Source organism: Nitrosopumilus sp. b3, from assembly GCF_014078525.1.
Taxonomy (GTDB): Archaea; Thermoproteota; Nitrososphaeria; order Nitrososphaerales; family Nitrosopumilaceae; genus Nitrosopumilus.
Window position 1 is genome coordinate 72457 of the sequence record NZ_MU078695.1, and the last position, 20981, is coordinate 93437.

The window sequence follows — 20981 nt, forward strand, 5'->3', positions numbered from 1 at the left end:
AGTCAACAACATCCACGGACTCCGTTTCTTGTATAATATAGCGAAAAAGGGAGCAAACAAGGATGAACAAGATGACCTTGAATTAATAGAGTCGGTCACAAAACCTTTCTTTGATCCTTATACTGAAAGCAGACAGTTGTTTACACAGTGGATGATTGACAGTGATATCTACATATCAGCCACCAATTTTGACAAGGATAACTTTCTCAAACGATTTGTAAAACAAAGAGACAAGGTTCAAACAGAATTTGATAAAATCAAACCGAATTCCAACAAACTGGCTGAAAAAGTAGGAGAATTAAAAATTCACTTAGATGCATTGGAAAGACACGGTACACGAAAAGCCGTCATCTCAAGCATTAAGCAAAAAAGTACCCCCCAACTAGAAGATACAATAATTCTTGAGAAAGGCAAAACAGTGGATATCCTAAAGCAAGTATCTGAAATTTTCAATGGATCCGCAAGATTTCTCAAAGTCATGGACAAGTGGGCAGGCGTAAAAATGCTAGATTATTTCGTGTCAGTTCCAGAAATTCCCATAAAAATCCTGACATCTAATCTTGAAAAGAAAAGTGAAATTGAATTTCAAGTGATGCTAAACAGAATAAACGAAACCCGTTCCAATAAAATCGAAGTGCGTGTATGTGATCCTAAAGAATTTCATGACAGATACATCATTAATGAAAAAGACTTGTGGATGATTGGTTCTTCGTTGAAAGATGTTGGATATAAGAACTGGACTACCATCACTAGGACAAATGACAATGAAAAGAGAGGAGACATCAACAACATATTCGATGATTTGTGGAAAAAATCATCGGTCTTTTCGTTTTAAGAATTCTTTCTAGGATCAATACCTATCTCAAGCATTCTTTGTATGATTTCATATGAAAATTTTTCAGCAGTTGTTTTTTCCAATAAGATATTCTTGTATGGATCACTGTCAAAACTCCAATTATTCACACATGACAAATGCTTGAAAAAACCCAAAAACAAAGCAGGGATTTTTAACTCGAAGTCCATAATATTTTCTAAATTGAGCAGTATTTTGTGATTTACAAAATCATATTCAACAATCATATCGCCATTTATTTCTGTGTCAATTTTTGCAGGAAAAATCCCATAGTATTCTGAAAGGAGGATGTTTGCATCATCATAATTTTCAAGCAACATCTCTGTAACATATTTTCTGATTATGTCATCAGAGGGAATCTTGTATCCTGTGTATTTGTTTGTCCTAGTACCATATGCTGCAAGTATAGGATTGTCTTGGTTGTCAAAATTTATTTTTCCTTTATAGATGGCAAGTTCTTGATCATGTCTTGAACCAGGTTTTATAATATCTTCAGATTTTTCTTTTATGATTTTGTATGCATCTTGGACAAATTCCTCCCATGTATCATAATCTTCAGGCAAAATCATTTCATCCCAAGCAAGAATAAGACAGTTGTTGTTATCTGCTATTTTTTGTCTAATTTTTTGGTGCCATGAGGAACCATTGAACTTTCCTTCATCTATAAAATCTTCCAGATCATCACGCACATACTTTGCAATGGCCTGTGCATTTTTCCTGTCAATCTTTTTTCTATCTCTTCTCCAAATTAGAATATAACAAGAGTGCGGTAGAGTAAACTTGAAGTCAATATATTCCCAAGTACCGCCGGAATTCAACTCGTCGGTTATGTGCATGTCATGAATGGTCCCATATTCATCCGCAAATGCTAAAACATATGCATCGTCCGTGTACATGTTTTATCAAATGGTCTCAGAATCAAATATTTTGCGAATAATGTCTAATCTTATATAGAAAATACAGTAACTTTCAGTATGGCAACAAAGTATAGTATTCATGTTAAAAAAGACGGCAAATTCTATGTCGGGTATTGTATTGAGATTCCACAGGCAAGAGGACAAGGCAATACCAGAGCAGAAGCAATTGCGGACACAAAAGAAGCCATAAAAATTTGCAAGTCATATTTATCGTCTAAAAGAAAATCCACCAAAGCTGTTACCGTAACGATTTGAGTCTTCCTGTTTTGGGGTGGCGCGAAGTTTTGGGTGCGCTGAAGAAAAAAGGATTTTATCCATCACGCCAAAGAGGCAGCCACATCATAGTTGAAAATGGTCAAGGTTTATGGTCCTCAGTCCCACGTAAAGATGAGCTTGGGAAAGGACTGCTCTTGGCAATAATAAATGATTGTGGTCTTACCAAAGAAGAGTTTTTGGAATTGCTATAGATACAATTTGATGTTTTGTTTTCCTAGTCTGACGAGCTTGAATACAATATGTTTGCAATGTCTATCATGCTGTCAAATACTGACTTACAAAATATGTTGATCTCTTTTTCAGAAATAGTAATTTTATTTTTGTTCAAGATAGAACTCACAATATCGATTAATTCTACTAGCGTTCCTTGGTCGTTGCTTTGATGTTTCATGTAGATGGTTTTTGCAAGTTCGGTATTCTCTGAAACATTGTAATGTCTTTTTAATTCTCTATCAAAGCCCCCATTATTTGAAATATTTTGAAATGCCTTTTCAGAAGAAATGATACTGATAACGGAATCTCCTACCAACGATACAATGTTTGTGTTTTTGTTAAACAGCATTGTAATGATGTCTTGTAATGCAACAGTAGGAGTCTTGTCTTCTTTTGACGATGCTGCAATCTTGATTCTATCTAATACTCCTAGTTGGGTCTTGACAAGTTCAGAAATTGTTTTAACAGGGTTTTCTCTACTTTCAGCACCACCTAACTCTAGATGTTTGAATGTTAAATCTGACGGAATTACACGAATCAAGTTGTATGTGAATTGCAAGTTTGTTTCACTAGGATTATCTTTTTCAAACTTTTTTTCTGCGTGTTTAAAGGCATTATGGAATAAAGTAGTAAAGTTCCCAAAATCTTTGATATTCATAGGGATGATGCCAATTCGAGTGGATGCTCCTGAGGTTTTATCTAGAATTAACATGTTCTTGTATCTATCATCATTATTGATTCTTGCTAGCTCTTCGCATGAATCTTTCATATAATCATCAATGATCGGCATTACTCTTCCGTCACTACGAGTAATCATGTAAGCAGAAATCATCTGAGATGTTAATGCATGCTCAATAAAGTCTACGCTGATTTGAGTAGTCATCACATTGGCCAAAGCCATCTGAGTCTTTTCAAGTAACTTACGGTACTTGTCATCTGTAGACATACTCTCAAGTTTTGAATCAATTTTGTCAAATCTAACTCCGGCTAGCTCTTTTGTGCTTCCAAAAAGCACACCCTTTTGCAATTCTGCAGTAAAGTCCACTAATCCGTTGAACTTGGTAATATCTCCCGAAAATACTTGCATACAAATTTTGCCAAGAGTTATTTTTTCATGTCCAAATTGTTTTTCAAATCCATGCCTTTCCATCCATGCATAGAGAGTCTTTACAGTCAACTCATGAACTGACGCTGCTTTACATGATTCTTCTCTTGCAACATCAAAGTACTGGGTAAAGAATAATACAAGTGATGAGAAAACAAGTGCATCCATTTCATTTTCAGTCATTGTTTTCCACTGTTGATTTGCTATGATGTGCTTTGATAACAAAAGCATTGACAAAAATCTTGATTTGTTGTTTTCATTTTGAAAAACTTCTATGATTTTCTCAACAGATACGTTTCCGGTGTTTTTTATTTCCTGTTCGTTTAGAAAGTCAACAAAGTTGTTCATGTCGGCTATGAGTCTTTTGTGAAATTCAAATGATGTCGATAGATCATCTAATAAGAAGTCATTTTTTGAATGCATCAGTTTGACAAGAAGGATTTTCTGATTTTCTGTAATGTTGTTAAAGACGGATAAAGGATCTTCTATCAAAATCTCTGCCAATCCCAAAGTTAAGTTATTATCAATGATTTTCTTGTACAGCGTCTTTCTCTCTGTTCTCAGTTGAATGTAATCATAGTAGAAAAGAAGAATGATTTCTTTTTTGATGCCGATTTTACTTGCAAGTCCTTCAGAAATATCTTCTTCTAAATTATCCCCACTAAACAGAATTTTATCAAAGTAATCCAGTCTGATTTTTTCTGGTATTGGATTATTTCGTGCCTCCAATGCAAACGCAATCAGATTTTTGATTCTGACATTTGATTGAATTTGTTCAACGATCTTGGATTCCATTGAAGATAAATTGAACTCTGACTGTTTTGAGATCACTTTACGACAGATATTTTTGAGATTTTCTGTGTCTTGATTTTCTAGATGAATTATTCTGTTGTCTACAAACATATCTGCAACAGAGGAAATCATGCTGTCTTGGGTTCTAGAGGTGCTCCAAATCCTGTTTGATGCCTGAGTTTCACCGATATAGTCAAGGTACACAAGCATAAGCAGCATCGGATTATCTATGGACAGTACCTCTGAAACCTTGTTGATCAGTTGTTTGCTCCAGTTATCATAAATTGCAGTGGATGGAAGGAATTGCATAATTTCGTCCTTCTTTTGATTGTTTATGCTAAATTTTACATCACGAAGAATCTGCAACACTAATTTTTTCTCCTTTTCCAAGTCAGTGTAAAATGCCTCATACAGTTTCAGGAATTCTTTAAGCGAGAATGGAGACATTCCAGAAACCATCTCTACAAACGCTCCTTTGTTTTCGTTTTTTGGTTCTATGTTGAACTTGTGCATCAGAATAAAAACTAGTTCATCGACCTTTTGATCTTGTTTCAGAAGGCTCCAAATGTCTTTCAAATTCGTTTCATTATTTGTATAATCATAATAGCATATTTTCAAAACAAGTTGAGAAACTTGCAAATGCTTGGAAAGTTTTGACGTTATGCCATCCAACCATTCAGATTCTGTCTGGCTTAAACTACTAAATTTCATCAGTCTCCTTTCAGATTCTTTGTCCAGTAAGCGGTACTCAGATAAGGCATTGCATAATGACAGAGCAAAGTATTCTTGATTGTGTTTGATGGATTTTCCCGAATAGTATTCCTTTAGTCCCGGGACATAGTCTTGTATCACTGCAATATTTTTTGCAAGTCTTTCTTTGATGTCTTGGAAATTTCTTTTGTTTGTAGACAGGTTTGATTCTATTTTGACATCGGATTCTGGAATTTCGCCTGTCTTTTCATGGAGTCGATTTAGATTGTCATTTTCGTTGTCCCTTGTTCTTATCAAATTCGAGTTAATCGAACTGTTAGTCTTTATGATCAGTATCAGCAGTCCTATGAAAGTAGCTATTCCAGGTATGAGTAATGGATCTATGGGGATTTTTTCGAGTTCAGGATTTATCTGTAGAACATCTAAAGAAATTACCGCATACAAGGCAAAGAACAATATTCCAAAAATTATCAAAATTGTGATTAATTTCCATTTGATTGATGAAGCGATTTTGTCTAATGCGTTGATTGTATCCTTAGTAGTTTTGACTGAAGAACGTATGAAATCGGATGCAGATTGTTTGAACAAATCAAATCGGTGATTGATTTTGTTTACGGATTCATTAATTTTGGATTCATTTTTTTCTACATCTTCAAAAAATTTCTCGCTATCTCTCTTGAACTGATCTTCGTTGTTACGGATTTTTTCTTCAGACTCGTCAAGTTCCTTTTCGCGTTTTCTTAGATCTTCTCCACGAACGTCACGTAATTCGTCTAATTTGTCGCTATTTTCTCTCTCGTTGACCATACTGCATTTAGAAATTAACGATTTAAATCACTATTCATACTATCATAGTTTTTTGTATCTTGTTCTACAAAATGCCTCAAAATCATCATATTTCTTGCATGCGTAGTTGTCCCATCTCTCCGAGAGTTCTGCGATGTTGTGTCTTTTCCAGTTCTCATATTCTGTCTTTTCAAGCTGCTTGAGCAGAGATTTGTCGTTTGCAATGTCTACTTTTGACATGACTATCCAGTTATCAGCGATATATCCGGCAAGAAATCCAAACGTGTCAATCTCGTAGAACATCACTTCCCCAAGCCTTGAATACGGATCGTAGTTTCGGGCCTCGCCAATTATCATTCCTTTCTCGTTTACCACATAGCCCTGAATTTTCTCATTTTTGATAAAAATCCCTCTTGTACTGTTTGATCATCTTTTGTGCATCAGAAAACGAGACAGGCTTCCAGTTTCTATCTTTGATTGCACCATTGTCAATTAGTTCCTCAACGCTGATGTATCCCCACTCTGCCATCTGGTCGTCATTTAGATTTGCATAGCCAAACGCAAGATTCTGCTTTACATCAAGTTCTGCAATCAACCAATAGAATCCTATTCTATCAATTGACCACTTTTCGTAAATCTTCTTTTTCTCAAATTCTATTCCATCAGTTTCATACAGTGCAGGAATTTTTTCTGAGATTCAATCACCTTGAGGAGTCTTTACTGATTCTCTTTTGGAATCAAAGTAAAATGCAGTCTGAAGGTATTCTACGCATTCTGAAAACATGCTAGTCAGAAATTCGTTTAGTTCGCCCTTGTGTTTTGATACATAATAGCCTCTGCAAAACTGGTCAAAATCAAGCAAATTACGTCTAATTCTTTCGTAATCGCTCTGAAGCATGCCACGGTTCTGATATCGCCAATTTTGATATTTGGCCTCAGCAAGAGACTTTCTAAGGGGATCCTCTTTTTCTATACGCTGCGCTTCAATTATTTTGCAGTCATCATCTAGAATCAAATCTCTGAATTCATCTCCATCTCCCAGATGATAGAGTTTCAAAAATCCTTTCCTTGAATGAGAGTCGTAGTTCTTTGCTTCTCCTATCACTTTGTTTTCAGAGTTTATGATATAGTTTTTTTCCATATCTATCTGAAAACTGGTTAGATTCAGGCACAAAATGCGTTATGGATGGATGATTTTCCGAAAAAACCATCAAGCAGTTATTGGATAGTATGTGATAACAAATGGAAGTACAAAACACACTATTGAAGCAATAAGCAGAACAACCTGCATCCAGTTCCAACCCATTCCTACGATATAATGCCACATGAAAAAGAACATCGCAGTTAGTCCAGATGCTAGTATCAGGAATTTGTATTCAAGAGAATCCACAAAGTCAATCAGTGTTTCAGAAAACATAATCCCTACTGCAGGAATCACAAAAACAGTTAGGAAGAACAGCAGTGTGGCAATCTTCCATGTAGCGACAAGAGGTCTGAGGTTTTTGTGTCCTTTCACTCTTTTGAATCGAAAGTGCCATCCGGCATTGTCACGGTATATCGACAACAGTATTGCAATCTCTTCAAGAAAGAACAGAAATGCACCTACAAGTGCTACGTTATAGATTGTTGATAGTTCCACCATGTTTTCTCAATAATTGTTTAAAGTGTTAGTTCTTAATTGCTTCCATTATCACTAATTGCATCAATTCATTCTGGTCTTTATTTTTTCAAAGAAGTCAGGAACGTTTTGTATTAGGAGAAACAAAACGTTAGAATACTTGTTTTCTTGTTTAAGAGATTCTAAGAGTTTCTTATCGTCTGAAGTTACAACAACTGCATCATATTTGGTTACATTTCGTGAAATGTTGTAATGTATGTCTGAAGTTCCAAGTTCAACTTCAACCACTGAATTAAATTTAGAAATCATAATGTCAGGACCGTCTTTGACGTTGTTTCTTATCTCCAGTCCAATGCCATCAATCTTCTTTGAAATCCAGTCGACATAGAACTGATGTCTTACACTTGGAATCTGTTTCGGTTTTTGATAGAGAATAATTGGTGCTCCTCTTCCAAGCTTTGCCTTTTGGATCTCAATCTTCTTTTTCTTCAACAGAGATTTGACCACTGAGGCATACTTCTTGTCGTCCCATCCAAGAGATTTTCTCCTTTGACGGACTGGCAAGAAAGGCTGTTTTTCCAGAAATTCCAAAAACTCATTCTCTTCGGGTCTAGGCAAATCGATTTTTTCAGGCACAAAATTCTCTGTTTCAGGCTCATGTGCACGTATTGGAAAGTCGTCAGAGATTATCAGAAATGGTTCGTGCCCGATTGTGCTTACTATGGCGTTCTTGTTTGGAAGTCTTACGAATTTGTCTGAAAGATATTCTGCCTCTATTGGGTCAACAAACCCGACAGACTCTGCAATAATTTTAATGTCTTCTTGATGCTGCAGTCGGAATGAAATCTTTGTTCCGGTATTTTTGAAGATGTCTCTTTCAATATTGCTTGGCGACTGCGTGATCAGAACTATTCCACATCCTCTCTTTCGCAATCTTGTTGCAAACTCTGTTGCAGGCCACGACTCTGTGACAATCATCTTGTGAAGAATTCTTGGAACTAACAGTTGTGCTTCGTCTGCAACAAATATGTTTGTCAGTTGTTCGGTTTGCTCTCTCTTCAACATTTTTCGCAGAAAGTAAATCGTGAATATGTTGTAAATCAGTCTTAGTTCAGAGTTGTATGCTACTAAAGAATCAAGTTCATGAAGGTCTATGACAACATTTTTCTGATCAATAGTTGTAAAGTCAGGATTTGATTTTGTGCATAGAAAGATTTCTTTTAGCGGGCTTCTAAGAAAAGGATCTAATCTTACCAGAAGTGCAGTCTTTGTCTTTTGCAGTGCAGTTAGCTTCTGTCTGTCATATGATTTGATGTTGTGAATTAGTTCTTCAATGCTGTTGCTTTCTTTGATTGTTTCCTGAAGGACAAAGTTCATCTGAGCTGAAAGGTCTGTGTATTCTTTTTCAATTCCTTTGAAGACAGTTTCTCGAAACAATTCTCTTATCAGTCCTGGGTCTTTCAGATCAAAAGGATTGATTCTCAGGTTTTTGCCAACTGCACAATACGTTGTTTCTTTTCTTAGATTTGGAATGATGTTTTTCCATTCTCCTTCCACATCTATGATCAAAGCCTTTGGTCCTGACTTTTCCACTTTCGATACAAGATTCATTGCAAACCTTGTCTTTCCAGAACCTGTCTGTCCGGATATCATCGTGTGCTTTGTCAGAATGTCGCTTGGAAGATTGAAGGGTAGTCCTTCAGAGGTTCTGCCCAGTTTCATGCCCCAATAGTCCAAAATAGGGCTGTTTTCGAGCCTGAATCTCACGATTTGGCACCTTGGACAGTATCTTTTTCCTCTCACAAAGTTTCCGCAAATACATTGCCAGTTCACTGCCACACCTCCCGACATATTTGACAGAGTTTGTAGAGATTCGGCTTTTGCTGTCTCATCACTACTTTTGTCTCGATGTGAAACATGCAGAATATCTGCTGGCATCTTTCACATACTCTTTTACAGTTGATGCAGGTCAAAGAAAGACATGTGTAGCACTCGCCGTTGATTTCGTTTCTTTTTGACAGAGATTTGCATATGCTGCATCTAACCAGATTTTCCATTGTTGATCACTACAAAACATTTTGGACAGACCAGAACATCATCAATCAACTGCAAACACATCTCGCAGCATTTGTTGTTGCATTTGTGACACACACCAAGAGTTTTGTAAGAATTAATCGAGTGTCCACATTTCAAAATTATTGATTCGAATTCTTCGTACATCACTCTTCCTCCATGTCGACAAACGCATTGCACAGATCACAAAGTGGAAAGTTCTCCCAAAAATGTATGCCGTATTTTTCATCGTCTCCACGATATTCTTTGCATCGAGTACAGAACCCTTTCATCTCTTTGTATTGCACATGAAGTAAAAACTAGATTGCGTCTGCAAAACTTTCCGAATATGTTAGACGTCTTCTATTTTTTGTAAAAGAAGATCAAACTGTTTCTGAGAATCTTTTTTGTTTGAGGCTGTCTTCGGATTACAAATCTCTGTTAGTGCGTTCTTCAACTTCTCCATTTTTTCGGAATCGGATGCGATTCCATACAACAGTTGGTCGAGTTTCTGCTTTTTTTGATCAAGAGCAACAGAATTTTTGACGTTAAGAAAAGCACCGCATCTATAGCAGAATTTAGAGACAGGAGAGTTTTGTATGCTGCACCTGAAACATTCGATTGATGTTATCTGTTGGATGTTCTCTTCTGGTTCTTTGACTCCGTTGAGTGTCCTGACTGCCTTGTCAATATGCCTTCCATATCTCTTCATGTATGTTCTTGGCATCTTTGAGCCGAACTGCCATCCCATAACCAAACACTGTTGAGGTTCATTGAGTTTGTCCAGAATCTCGTCGGCTTTTGTGTGTCTGAAGAGATACTTGAATACCCTCTTCTTGATTCCGGCCCTTGCTGCAATCTTCTTGATTAGTCGATATGACGCGTTGTAGTCTATCTGCTTGTTACGGTTGGAACGTCCAAAGCCTACCCATAATGGAGCGTCTGTTTCGTCTGACCTAGGATGGATGTTAAGCCAGGTGGTCAACGCAGGGACAGATGTGATAATTCTTACAAAATCTTCTCCTTTCTTTCCATGAACCCATAGTTTTGCCCCTGTTGAGTCAAATTCGATATCTCCAATGTGTAACGTCAGGACTTCTTCAGGCCTTCTTCCAGATTCAAAGAAAATCTCCAAAAGTGCCCTGTCTCGAGGATTTTGAGTGGCGTTAAGAAGTGCAATCTTTTCGTCATATGTCAGCAGGTTTTTTGGAAGTATAGGATGCTTGCTCTGCAGATTTTTCTTGTCTTTTATCCATCTAACTTCTGGAGGATATCCGTAATCGTCCCAGTCTTTGAAGGACTTCCAGAACTTCTTTATGATGATCTTGAAATCTCTTTTTGTCCAGTCCGACCAGTCCTTTCTTTCAAGGTCGGCGACAAACTTTATCAAGTCATCTTTTGTCACGTCTTCAAATGGTTTTCCTATATCTGTAGAAACTTGTCGCAATGTGTTAAGACATTTGCAGATTCTTGATTTTGAAACACCTTCTGCAACTCTGACATAGTAGTACTTGCGGAGAGTTTCCGAATTGTACTTGTCGTCTTTTATCTTTCTAAGTTCTGAATCTATCCTCTTGTCCAGTTGGTACAATTCTTCTGCTCTGCTCATTACATCAACCTGTTTTCTGTTTAATTGTAGATTGCATGTAGACAATCTTCCGAATTAAAACGCAGAGAAAATGCACGGTGCAGCCCTTGACCCGTTACAAAAGGCTGGGGAAGTGCCTATATTATCAGGTCAGTTGCTGAACTGATTGTTTCTCTGCATTTTTAATGATTTTCGGAAAGAGGATTGGATCCGTTACACCTGCACAACGTGCACCCCTACAACGAATACAATTCTCATTCAGAAAATCTCATGACAAAGACTTCTTTTCTAATAAAAAATAATTTTCTATGTTCCAACAGCTATTTTGCAAAAGCTGTTTTTTCGGAAAATGGTCCCATCACAATATTTAAGCTTGATAAAATTCGTTTAGCAAAAATGAAAAAGCAGATATTATTGGACAGGAGCGTATTTGAAGATACCTTCATCCCAGAGACGTTCGTTTCAAGAGAAAATCACATTAGAGAGATCATTCGGCATCTACAGCCTGTAAAGAATGGCGATTTTTCACAGTATCTGTATATTCACGGGCCACCAGGCGGAGGAAAAACTGCAATAATCAGGTCGATTCTCAAAGAAAACTTTCCAAAACAGCATGTCTATGTGAATTGTTTCAGAGACAGAACTGCCAACAAGATAATGGAGGAAGTGTTACTTCATTCCGGAATTATGTTCAGCGGAAGAGAATCAACAAGAGATATGATCAAGAAGTTTGAGAAATCTAAGAAGAGAATGTTGATTTGCCTTGATGAGGCAGATTATATCAAAGACACAGACATACTAGGGGTTTTTGTAAGAAATCTCTGTGGACTAATACTGATTTCTAACAATCATTCTTTTTCAAAAATAGATTCCAGATTAAGAAGTAGAATATTCTTTAATGAAGTAGAGTTCAACCCATATGAACCTGCAGACATCAATCAGATTCTGACTCATCGTATTTCCTATGGTTTACGTGACGGATGTATCAATGACAATCTTCTATCGGTACTATCAAAGTTCTCCAACGGAGATGCAAGAATTGGACTGCAGACTCTAAAGATAGCAGCAAATGAGGCTGAATCCAACAACTCGGAAACCATCACCATGGATGAAATAAAGTTGTCTGCCAAGAGAACCAGAAAATACAGACTGTCACTTGTTTTAGGTGAGCTCAACGAACACCAGTTGAAAATTCTAGACATCCTCAAAGAACACAACAATCTGAGATCGGGCGAGTTGATGAGGATCTACAGGCAGAGGACACAACACGACATTAACGACAGGACATATCGCAACTACATGATGCAACTTGTCGATTTTGCACTTGTAAAAGAAGGAGGCACCACAAAGGCAAGGACCTATGAGATTTTGTTGTAAGGACTAATGCATCTTTTTATCTAATCACATGTATAAGCAACCGTGGATTTTGACGGATTTCAGTTATTGATTGAAAGAGACTACAAGGAGTTTGCAGAGTTTGAAGAAAATTCAAAGAATATGTCATTAGAAGAACTGAAAGAAAATCACAATAATTGGCGCAATAAGATGAAAGACATTACTGAAAAATACGGATTTTCAAATGAAAGTGAAAAAGATCCTGACATTTCTCTGTTCATGGTCAAACTGACATATTTTTACTATCTTGCAATGTTCTGTTGGAAGTCTTTGCGGGCATATACTGAAAGACTTGCAGAAGAGCATCAAAAATTGAAGAAATCTAAGAGAAAAACAACTGCAAAGAAAAAAGCCAAGAAAAAAGAGTAGAGATATTGTAAGCGTCTCAATCGCTTCTGCCGTTATCTAAATTGTCAAAAAGGTATCCGACCCCACAGTGGTTGCGGATTCCATCCGGTCCATCCCCACTGTGGGTTCAGACCCCTTTTTGAAAAATAAGTAGAGATATTGTAAGCGTCCTAATTTTTTTACTAAATATAAAGAACAAACACCATTTATCAACATGGGATTTTTTGATACTGAGAAAGGGGTTAATGAATACATCAAGATGGCAGAAGGTTTTGATGGAACAGAACTGATCAAGATTTTACAAAAGTTTCTTCCTTTAAAATCTACAGTGCTAGAGCTTGGTATGGGGCCTGGGAAAGACTTGGATATTCTAAACGAATCTTACCTAGTTACGGGTTCCGATTATTCCCAGATTTTCATAGACAAATACAGAAGACAAAAACCCGATGCAGATTTGCTAAAACTTGATGCGATAACTATTCCAACAGATAGAACTTTTGACTGCATATATTCTAACAAGGTATTACATCACTTAACAAGAGAAGACTTGAAAAAATCCTTTCAGAGACAGAAAAAAGTCTTGAATCCAAATGGTATTGGATTTCATTCTTTTTGGAGAGGGGATGAAGATGAAAATTATGACGGATTATTATTTACAAAATATCAGATTGAAGAATTAAAGAAAGTGGCAGAGAATGATTTTGAGATTTTAGCCATAGAAATTTACACAGAAATGGAAAAAGATGATTCAATATATTTAATGGTAAAAAATAAATGATAGAAATACTGTAAGCGTTCCAATCATTTATTGAGATTATAAGTCAGTGCCAACAAAATACAGTGTTTTATTTTGTTTACAGGAATTTTCTCTTTTTCATTAAACACGATCGCTCTGTTTCCCTGATAGGTTAATTCTGGGTATATTTTTCTGAAAGTCTCTACCAAGTTGGTCTGACAGTGAAAGTACATTGCAAATTCTCCTTTGAATTTATGCTTGTTTATACGAATCATAGTGCCACTTTTTGATTCAGTTGTAAGATAACTTGGCTCGCCCCATCTTAGGGTCTCTTCTAGTTTACCAACTTCTTTTGTTTTTGATGCTACTTCAAAAATGAGTTCTCGAAGAGACAATAATTTGATTCTTATTTTTGATGGATAACTAGCAAACTTCTCAGTTATCTCTGGATTTGAAAATGTTTTCTGTATTTTCTTCTGACTCATGTTCTTGAATTACAATTGGTTTTTTGAATATTAGTAATTTACCATGATGACAAAAAATAAAGTTGGTAGGAGTTTGTAAGTACTCCAATAGCTTTGTTTTTATATTAGAATATACCATAGTATACTAGAGTATACCATGGAACAAAGCACAATCAAACTTTCTAAAAAGATAAAAAACGATCTCAAAAAACAGATGACCCATCCAGGCGAAACCTATGAAATGGTAATTGCAAGACTGCTAAAAAACTCACAGGAAGACGATGTGTTAAGCCCTGCAATCATCAAAAATATTGAAGAAGGAGTGGCAGACATCAAGGCAGGACGTGTGTATACATCTGAACAAGTCAAAAAGAGACTAGGCCTAAAATGATATGACATGGCAAGTCATATGGTCTGAAAAGTCTGTAAAGCAGCTAGAAAAACTAGACAAGAAAAATGCACAAAGGGTTTATGATGCAGTGTTAGATTGTACACAAGATCCGTTCAAAAGTGTGGCAAGACTTTCAAATTCGCCATTTTACAGACTTAGAGTAGGAAATTACAGAGTTATTTTGGATCTGCAGCAAAGTAAAATGATTATCTTTGTTATCGAAACAGATCACAGGGGAAGAATTTACAAAAAATAATGGTAGGAGTTTGTATACTCCAATAACTTTCTGCCGTCACTTCATTTTGTAAAATTGCCAAAAAGGTATCCGACCCCACTGTGGGCGCGGAGACCATCAGGTCCACTACATCACTCTATCAAATCATAGAAAATTTAAAATTACTTGACTTGAATTATTCCTTTTTCCACTAGATATTGAATGGAATTAACTAATTCAGTATCAGATGTAAGATCATTTGACCACCATCCAATATTTTGACGAACCCAATCTGGAACAGTATTCTCAGAATTACCAGAATTTCCAGACAAAATTGGAATCTCAATTATTTCCTCAGTAATCAAATATTCAATGCCATCAATAAATTCAAAATCTTCAATCAATCCATCAGACCACCATGATGCGACATTTTTGAAATATGACGGAATCTGAATTTTATTTAATTGAAAATCCACTTTGCCAAAATTTTCTTCATCATAAGATGCAATTATACTAAAACTCCCAGATTCCCAATTATCTGCAATTCTGATGTGAGCAGTAAAATCGCCGTTAGATTTTCCAGTGATTTTTACATCAGATGTTAAACCACTAGGATGAAGAATCTTTAATGTGATCAGTTCCCCTCTTTGATAATTTTTGATATTACCATTTACCTCAACTGTGGATTTCTCATTACCTGTAACGGTAATTTCCTCTTCATCAATCTCCAAACTTCCAATGCTGGACATGACTGGTATATTTTGCACAGAAACAGAAGTGATAGAAAAGGAGGCAGAACCAATTTCATTATTGAGATAAGTTGCTAATAGTGGATAATTTCCTACATCCCAATTAGAATCAAGCAGTATAGGAGTAGAAAAATTGCCTTCCTTATCTGCTTGAGTTTTTAGAATTATTGAAGTGTTATCAGGTTTTTTGATTTCAATGAGTATCACCTGACCTGAATTATAATCAACTACATTTCCAGAGATATTAAGAATTGTGGGAGCAGTTTCAGAGATAGAGATGGAATCTTGGTCAATATTTAGCGAACCAAACTCAGTTGAACTACCGGAAATGGCAGAAACTGATACAAAATTTGAACTGACAATAATCATTACTAGAATTGATGTAATAACTATGCCATAATTCAAGATCATGTCTCATAAGAAATATCATTCAATAATTAAAGAATTTCATGGGTAGGAAATCATTAGAGGTTGAAAACAGATTAAAGAAAAGTATTTTGATTATCAAAAATTTTATGCATGCGTAATTTGTCCATAATATTCAAACATGATCACATATTCTTGAAATCAATCATAATAGTATGAACATTCGTGTAATACTAATTGATGATTACCATGATGTAACTGGAGTAATTTCAGAATTTCTTGGTTTCAACTCAATTGATGTAATTGCTATTGGAAGGAATGGAAAAGAAGCAGCAGAATTATACAAAAAGCATTTACCAGATGTTGTCGTAATGGATTATTTGATGCCAAAGTTTAGTGGAATATATGGTCTAGAGAGGATCCGCAAGATAAATCCCCATGCCAAAGTTATCATGTTGACAGGAAGTACAGATGACAAATTAGATGAGAAATTAAAAAAAGCGGGAGCTTCTGAAATATTACCCAAACCATCTAGTATGAATATAATTATGGAAACAATAAAAAAAGTTTCAATGAAGAATTCTATTACAGTAAATAATTAAGGGGGAAATGAAAAAACTCTAAAATTAATTTATTTATCTTTCCAACCTAGAAATAAAATCAGATATGCTATTTTGATTTACTGATGTGCCAAAAATACTCTTTATTTTATTGAGAACTAAATCGTATGAATCCCCATAGATACTGATCAAAACAGACTTTAGGCTTTCAGGATGATCAAATATTTCATTTGTAGAAATGCTATATTCTTCTTTCAATTTTTTATTAATTATCTCAAGTGAGTCAATTTCAATTCCAAGCAAAACATGCTCAATTACAGTTGCTACTAATTCTCTATAGGTTTCATCCGCATTTAGATTTTTGACTTTATATTCATCCAAAAAAATCATTTCCAAAATTAAAGTCTAAATTAGAAAAAGGCACACTCATTTTTTAGCACATACATAATAAGTAATAAAAAAGACATCATCATGACATAATGCATTTTTTTGTTTTTAATAGAAATGCTGTGCATTTTAAGCACATGAAGTATAAATAAAAATTTGTAAATTTTTTGTAAAATTTACAGAAATCAAGGGATTCAAAGAGACTAGTTAAAATGGAACAGAATTAAATCGCCCCTATGAAAGCCAAGTTTAATGGTAAATGTGTAGAATGTGGTGAATCAATTAAGGTTGGAAAGGAAATACTGAAAAATTCAGATGACAAATGGGTTCACAAAGCATGCTCAGATTTAGAAGAAGAATTACCATAATTTACTAGAATAAATCAGTAAAAAATTTTTTAAATAGCTTTGAAAAAACATGATCAGATGAATTTAAAATTTAACGTATTTTTGATGGCATCAATTATTGCAGTTTTGTCTATCGGAGTCATTCCGACAGAGATTTCAGCACAACCCAATGAAGTTACGATCACTCCAATTAACGAGGAGATTAGTTTGGAGAAAACAGTAGCCACCATGTATGTACCAGAAGACAATACATTGCCTTGGGGGTTTGTAAAAGGTGCACCATCAGAATACGTTGAAAGATTTCCTGTAATAATTCAGTTTTACAGCGGCGAGGATCCTGTACATTTCGCTCAAGTAGATGTAAAAGGAGACGGTTCCTATGAATACAAATTCAGAGTTAGAAACTTGGATTCGACTACAGGAGAATTTGTAAATATTTTTGAAGGAGAATACACTGTAAAGATTTTCAAAGTAATTCCAAATTCCAACGACATAGTTTAAAATCAATAAGGTGTTCCAGTTTCTCTTTGTTTTGCAAAAGCTGAAACATACCACTCAAATTCATCTAAAAATTTAGTAATCCTTCTATCATAATTTTCATCCAATAATTTTCCATCATCATTAAACACTTCCTGCACTTTAGAGATTGGTAATTGTGAAGGAATCGCAGGCATTCCCATCTCTGCCAATATTTGCCGTAAATGATTTCCAGCCAAAACTCCTCCAAATGGACCTGCTGAATATGAAATAATAGCTGAAGGCTTGAAAAAATATTCTTCTAAAAAATAATCCAATGTATTTTTTAACGCAGATGACACGCTATGATTATATTCAGGAGTTATTGGAACATACCCTTCTGCATCCTGAATTATTTTTTGTAGTTTTTGCAATTTTACAGAGGGTGATTTCATCTCTTTGTACATTTTATCAAGTAATGGAAGTTCCAATTCCACAGGGTCAACCATAGAAACCTGATGGCCGCGATTTTGCAGTTTTTCAACTATCCATTGTGCAACTTTGATTCCTTGTCTTTCAGATCTAACAGAACCAACAATAACTACAATTTTTGCCAATAGGCACAAAATAAAAAAATACAATAAAAGATTTTTTCTAAATCCCACCTAGAATTAATTCACAGAATTCATATATTGATTGGATAGTTGAAGAGCTAGAAAATGAGCAAGAACTTTTGGCATGATATTGAATCAGGAAATGATATTCCTGAAATCATTAACGTGATTGTAGAGATCCCAAAGGGTTCAATGAACAAATATGAATATGACAAAAAACACAACATGATAAAATTAGACAGGGTACTATTCTCACCATTTCACTATCCAGGAGATTATGGACTGGTTCCTCAAACTTTATCTGATGATGGGGATCCACTTGATGCGCTCGTACTAGTTACAAACTCAACATATCCAGGAATTCTAATTGAGGCAAGGCCAATTGGATTACTGCAAATGAAAGATGATGGTAAATTAGATGACAAAATAATTTGTGTTGCAACAAATGATCCCAGATATTTACACACTACAGATATTGCCGATATCGAAGATCATTACCGTTCAGAAATTGCTCACTTTTTTCAAGTGTATAAAGACCTAGAAGGAAAAAAAGTAGAGATCTTAGGTTGGAAGTCTGCAAAAGAAGCAAAAATTGTAATTGTGGAATCAATAAAAAGATACAAAGACACTTTGAAAAAATATTAGAATGTCAAAAAAATGTGAACATTTCTCTGAAGAGAAACAAGTTTCTCCAAATACAAAAAGTTGTCAAGAGTGTGAAAAAGAACACCTACCAGTTGTTGCAATTAGAATGTGCTTGACATGTGGTCATGTTGGATGTTGTGATTCATCTATTGGAAAGCATGCAACCAAGCACTTTGAGGAAACAGGGCACCCAGTTATGAAAGCAATCCCCAATGACATATGGAAGTGGTGTTATATTCACAAAGAGTATTACTGATATTCTTTAGTATCTACTTCATTGTTCGTAGTTGCTTTTCAGTGTCACGAATAAAATCTTCATATTTCATAATTTGAGTTGTAATTCGAAATGCATTCATTTGATCCTCATTGGCTTTTGAGCCTAAGAGAGGTTTTCGTAGTGCCATAAGTCGCTGCTGTTCCTCAGTTGCTTTAAGAATATCATTTCTAAGATCATCCCTTGTTGCCATATATTGTATACGTGAATTTGAGATTTAAGAATTTCAATACATATTGATTTTTTAATAGTTAGAAAATGATATTTTTAATGACAGAATATCAGCTTGGAAAATGGGATCTGTCAGAATTAGCAAAAGATCCAAAAAGTCCAGCATTTCAAAAACAGATTCAGGAATTAGAAAAACAGTCTGAAAAATTTGAAAAAATTAAATCCAAACTAGATCCCAAAATGTCATCTGAAAAATTTATGAATATTTTACATCAGGTAGAAGAGATCTCAGAAAAAATGAGCAAGATTGGAGGATATGCATCTTTGTCATATTCTTCAGACACACAGTCTGATGAGGCAACATCACTAATGACCAAAATGTCAAAATTAGGTTCTGAGGTTTCAAACAAGATTCTATTTTTTGATTTATGGTGGAAAACTCAAGTCGATGATAAAAATGCAAAGAGACTAATGAAAAATGCAGGAGAAGTAACAGAGTACCTAGCCCATAAAAGATTATTTGCAAAATATGCACTTAGTGAACCTGAAGAGAAAATAATCAACACACTAGACGTTACTGGAATCTCTGCACTAGTAAAATTGTATGACAAAATAACAAATGCCTACGAGTACAAAATGAAGATAGGCAATAAAACAAAAAAGATGACAAGAGAGGAACTCACAAATTATGTTCGAAGTACTAATTCCAAAGTTCGTGAAACTGCTTACAAAACAATTCTTTCAAAATATTCCGAAAACAAGGGAGTAATTGGGGAAATATATCAAAACATTGTTCTTAATTGGAGAGATGAAGGAATTGAGATTAGAGGCTACAAATCCCCAATCTCAATGAGAAATATTGGAAATGATGTTGATGACAAAACTATAGAATCACTTCTTTTAGTATGTAGGAAAAATTCCTCAGTTTTTCAGAAATTCTTTGCTCAAAAAGCAAAGATGTTGAAAATGAAAAAATTGAGGAGGTATGATTTGTACGCACCAGCAGCAGCAAAAATCAAAGAAAAAAACTATTCATACAACGATTCAGTTAAACTAGTTTTTGAATCTCTAGGAAAATTCAGTTATACATTAGAAGAATTTGCAAGAAAGGTATTCAATGAAAATCATATTGATTCATCAGTAAGACAAGGAAAGAGAGACGGGGCATTTTGCAGCACATTAACTCCAAAAATTACACCCTATGTTCTAGTAAATTTTACAGGAAAATCAAGAGATGTGTTTACTTTAGCTCATGAATTAGGCCATGCTGTTCACAGTCAAGCTGCACAAGACAGATCAATTCTTGTTCAAGATGCACCATTGCCATTAGCAGAAACTGCATCAACATTTTCAGAATTGTTGCTGTATGATAATATATCCGATAAAATTTCAGACAACGAAAAAAAGATCATGTTATCTGAAAAAATAGATGATCTATATGCAACGATTCTTAGACAATCATTTTTTACGATTTTTGAAGTAGATGCCCACGAACAAATTGGGAAAGGAACTACAGTTGATGAAATTTCAAAGACATATCTTAAAAATCTCAGGGAGCAGTTTGGAAACTCAGTAAATCTTTCAGAAGACTTTGCAATAGAGTGGAGTTGCATTCCACATTTTTACCACACACCATTTTACTGCTATGCATATTCATTTGGAAATTTACTTGCATTATCACTATTTCAAAGATACAAGAAGGAAGGAAAAGACTTTGTCCCATCATATATCGAAATTCTTGCCGCAGGTGGCTCAAAGAAACCAGAAAAACTGCTATTAGAGCACGGATTCGACATAGGTTCTCCAAAGTTTTGGCAAGAGGGATTTGATTATGTCAGTAATCAAGTTAAAACATTATCATCATTGAATTAGATTTTTAAATTAATGGGGCTGACAGTCCAACGCATGGACTGTCAGCTTGTTCCCCGAACGGTTTGAATTCGATGTCATCCT

General features: G+C 35.2%; 28 protein-coding genes. 14 read left to right on the forward strand and 14 right to left on the reverse strand.

Annotated features, from left to right (window positions below; genetic code table 11):
• Positions 1-28 precede the first annotated feature (28 nt).
• Positions 29-835 (forward strand): hypothetical protein, encoded by an 807-nt coding sequence (locus tag C6990_RS05565; protein ID WP_182129278.1) that lies wholly within the window; start codon positions 29-31, stop codon positions 833-835.
• Here the strand turns inward: C6990_RS05565 and C6990_RS05570 are convergent.
• On the reverse strand, positions 832-1749 hold the full coding sequence (locus C6990_RS05570; RefSeq protein WP_182129280.1) for a hypothetical protein: 918 nt from the start codon (positions 1747-1749) through the stop codon (positions 832-834). The genes C6990_RS05565 and C6990_RS05570 overlap by 4 nt on opposite strands.
• 78 nt (positions 1750-1827) lie before the next feature.
• On the opposite strand from C6990_RS05570, the gene C6990_RS05575 reads away from it, so the two are divergent.
• Positions 1828-2025, forward strand: coding sequence for a type II toxin-antitoxin system HicB family antitoxin (locus C6990_RS05575; protein WP_182129282.1), 198 nt, complete (start codon positions 1828-1830; stop codon positions 2023-2025).
• A complete protein-coding gene (locus C6990_RS05580) occupies positions 2022-2237 on the forward strand; it encodes a type II toxin-antitoxin system HicA family toxin (RefSeq protein WP_182129284.1) in 216 nt (71 codons plus the stop codon). Before C6990_RS05575 ends, C6990_RS05580 begins: the two co-directional genes overlap by 4 nt.
• Positions 2238-2260: 23 nt before the next feature.
• On the opposite strand, the gene C6990_RS05585 is transcribed toward C6990_RS05580, so the two are convergent.
• The 8 genes from C6990_RS05585 to C6990_RS05615 form a co-directional block, all read right to left on the reverse strand.
• On the reverse strand, positions 2261-5674 hold the full coding sequence (locus C6990_RS05585) for a hypothetical protein (protein ID WP_182129286.1): 3414 nt from the start codon (positions 5672-5674) through the stop codon (positions 2261-2263).
• Positions 5675-5716: 42 nt separating this feature from the next.
• The gene (locus tag C6990_RS05590; protein ID WP_182129288.1) at positions 5717-5956 is read right to left on the reverse strand and encodes a hypothetical protein; all 240 of its coding nucleotides are present in this window, start codon (positions 5954-5956) and stop codon (positions 5717-5719) included.
• Positions 5957-6044: 88 nt separating this feature from the next.
• Positions 6045-6248: a hypothetical protein gene (locus C6990_RS05595; protein ID WP_182129290.1), complete on the reverse strand. Its 204-nt coding sequence runs from the start codon at positions 6246-6248 to the stop codon at positions 6045-6047.
• 102 nt (positions 6249-6350) lie between these two features.
• A complete protein-coding gene (locus C6990_RS05600; protein WP_182129292.1) occupies positions 6351-6794 on the reverse strand; it encodes a hypothetical protein in 444 nt (147 codons plus the stop codon).
• Positions 6795-6863: 69 nt separating this feature from the next.
• Positions 6864-7295, reverse strand: a complete 432-nt coding sequence (locus C6990_RS05605) for a hypothetical protein (RefSeq protein WP_182129294.1) — start codon at positions 7293-7295, stop codon at positions 6864-6866.
• Between the two features lie 60 nt (positions 7296-7355).
• Positions 7356-9209, reverse strand: coding sequence for an ATP-binding protein (locus C6990_RS05610; protein WP_182129296.1), 1854 nt, complete (start codon positions 9207-9209; stop codon positions 7356-7358).
• A gap of 281 nt (positions 9210-9490) precedes the next feature.
• Complete coding sequence (locus C6990_RS11010) at positions 9491-9616, reverse strand: hypothetical protein (RefSeq protein ID WP_255465254.1); 126 nt, start codon at positions 9614-9616, stop codon at positions 9491-9493.
• Positions 9617-9675: 59 nt separating this feature from the next.
• Entirely contained in the window at positions 9676-10932 is a 1257-nt protein-coding gene (locus C6990_RS05615; RefSeq protein WP_182129298.1) for a site-specific integrase, read from the reverse strand.
• A 375-nt stretch (positions 10933-11307) separates the two neighbouring features.
• Here C6990_RS05615 and C6990_RS05620 point away from each other — a divergent pair, with 375 nt between their 5' ends.
• The 3 genes from C6990_RS05620 (at position 11308) to C6990_RS05630 (ending at position 13432) form a co-directional block, all read left to right on the forward strand.
• Entirely contained in the window at positions 11308-12288 is a 981-nt protein-coding gene (locus C6990_RS05620; RefSeq protein WP_182129300.1) for a Cdc6/Cdc18 family protein, read from the forward strand.
• A gap of 42 nt (positions 12289-12330) precedes the next feature.
• A complete protein-coding gene (locus tag C6990_RS05625; protein ID WP_182129302.1) occupies positions 12331-12675 on the forward strand; it encodes a hypothetical protein in 345 nt (114 codons plus the stop codon).
• A gap of 193 nt (positions 12676-12868) precedes the next feature.
• Positions 12869-13432: a class I SAM-dependent methyltransferase gene (locus C6990_RS05630; protein ID WP_182129304.1), complete on the forward strand. Its 564-nt coding sequence runs from the start codon at positions 12869-12871 to the stop codon at positions 13430-13432.
• Positions 13433-13455: 23 nt separating this feature from the next.
• On the opposite strand, the gene C6990_RS05635 is transcribed toward C6990_RS05630, so the two are convergent.
• Positions 13456-13875, reverse strand: coding sequence for a DUF1801 domain-containing protein (locus tag C6990_RS05635; protein ID WP_182129306.1), 420 nt, complete (start codon positions 13873-13875; stop codon positions 13456-13458).
• Between the two features lie 136 nt (positions 13876-14011).
• Between C6990_RS05635 and C6990_RS05640 the strand changes: the two genes are divergently transcribed.
• The gene (locus tag C6990_RS05640) at positions 14012-14245 is read left to right on the forward strand and encodes a hypothetical protein (protein ID WP_182129308.1); all 234 of its coding nucleotides are present in this window, start codon (positions 14012-14014) and stop codon (positions 14243-14245) included.
• Position 14246: 1 nt separating this feature from the next.
• Complete coding sequence (locus tag C6990_RS05645; RefSeq protein ID WP_182129310.1) at positions 14247-14501, forward strand: type II toxin-antitoxin system RelE family toxin; 255 nt, start codon at positions 14247-14249, stop codon at positions 14499-14501.
• 140 nt (positions 14502-14641) lie between these two features.
• On the opposite strand, the gene C6990_RS05650 is transcribed toward C6990_RS05645, so the two are convergent.
• A complete protein-coding gene (locus C6990_RS05650) occupies positions 14642-15613 on the reverse strand; it encodes a hypothetical protein (RefSeq protein WP_182129312.1) in 972 nt (323 codons plus the stop codon).
• 176 nt (positions 15614-15789) lie between these two features.
• Between C6990_RS05650 and C6990_RS05655 the strand changes: the two genes are divergently transcribed.
• Entirely contained in the window at positions 15790-16176 is a 387-nt protein-coding gene (locus C6990_RS05655) for a response regulator (protein WP_182129314.1), read from the forward strand.
• A gap of 33 nt (positions 16177-16209) precedes the next feature.
• Here C6990_RS05655 and C6990_RS05660 read toward each other — a convergent pair whose 3' ends face one another.
• Positions 16210-16515 (reverse strand): hypothetical protein, encoded by a 306-nt coding sequence (locus C6990_RS05660; RefSeq protein WP_182129316.1) that lies wholly within the window; start codon positions 16513-16515, stop codon positions 16210-16212.
• Between the two features lie 242 nt (positions 16516-16757).
• Here C6990_RS05660 and C6990_RS11015 point away from each other — a divergent pair, with 242 nt between their 5' ends.
• Together C6990_RS11015 and C6990_RS05665 are read left to right on the forward strand one after the other, a co-directional pair.
• On the forward strand, positions 16758-16889 hold the full coding sequence (locus C6990_RS11015) for a hypothetical protein (protein WP_255465256.1): 132 nt from the start codon (positions 16758-16760) through the stop codon (positions 16887-16889).
• Positions 16890-16946: 57 nt separating this feature from the next.
• Positions 16947-17369 carry a hypothetical protein gene (locus tag C6990_RS05665; RefSeq protein ID WP_182129318.1) on the forward strand — a complete coding sequence of 141 codons (423 nt, stop codon included), beginning with the start codon at positions 16947-16949 and terminating at the stop codon, positions 17367-17369.
• Positions 17370-17371: 2 nt separating this feature from the next.
• Here the strand turns inward: C6990_RS05665 and C6990_RS05670 are convergent, their stop codons facing one another.
• A complete protein-coding gene (locus C6990_RS05670; RefSeq protein ID WP_220463374.1) occupies positions 17372-17941 on the reverse strand; it encodes an NADPH-dependent FMN reductase in 570 nt (189 codons plus the stop codon).
• Positions 17942-18043: 102 nt separating this feature from the next.
• On the opposite strand from C6990_RS05670, the gene C6990_RS05675 reads away from it, so the two are divergent.
• Together C6990_RS05675 and C6990_RS05680 are read left to right on the forward strand one after the other, a co-directional pair.
• Entirely contained in the window at positions 18044-18583 is a 540-nt protein-coding gene (locus C6990_RS05675) for an inorganic diphosphatase (RefSeq protein WP_182129320.1), read from the forward strand.
• 1 nt (position 18584) lies between these two features.
• Positions 18585-18839 (forward strand): UBP-type zinc finger domain-containing protein, encoded by a 255-nt coding sequence (locus tag C6990_RS05680; protein WP_182129322.1) that lies wholly within the window; start codon positions 18585-18587, stop codon positions 18837-18839.
• 13 nt (positions 18840-18852) lie between these two features.
• Here C6990_RS05680 and C6990_RS05685 read toward each other — a convergent pair whose 3' ends face one another.
• Positions 18853-19050 (reverse strand): hypothetical protein, encoded by a 198-nt coding sequence (locus C6990_RS05685; protein ID WP_182129324.1) that lies wholly within the window; start codon positions 19048-19050, stop codon positions 18853-18855.
• A gap of 77 nt (positions 19051-19127) precedes the next feature.
• On the opposite strand from C6990_RS05685, the gene C6990_RS05690 reads away from it, so the two are divergent.
• Positions 19128-20900: a M3 family oligoendopeptidase gene (locus tag C6990_RS05690; RefSeq protein WP_182129326.1), complete on the forward strand. Its 1773-nt coding sequence runs from the start codon at positions 19128-19130 to the stop codon at positions 20898-20900.
• Positions 20901-20981 lie beyond the last annotated feature (81 nt).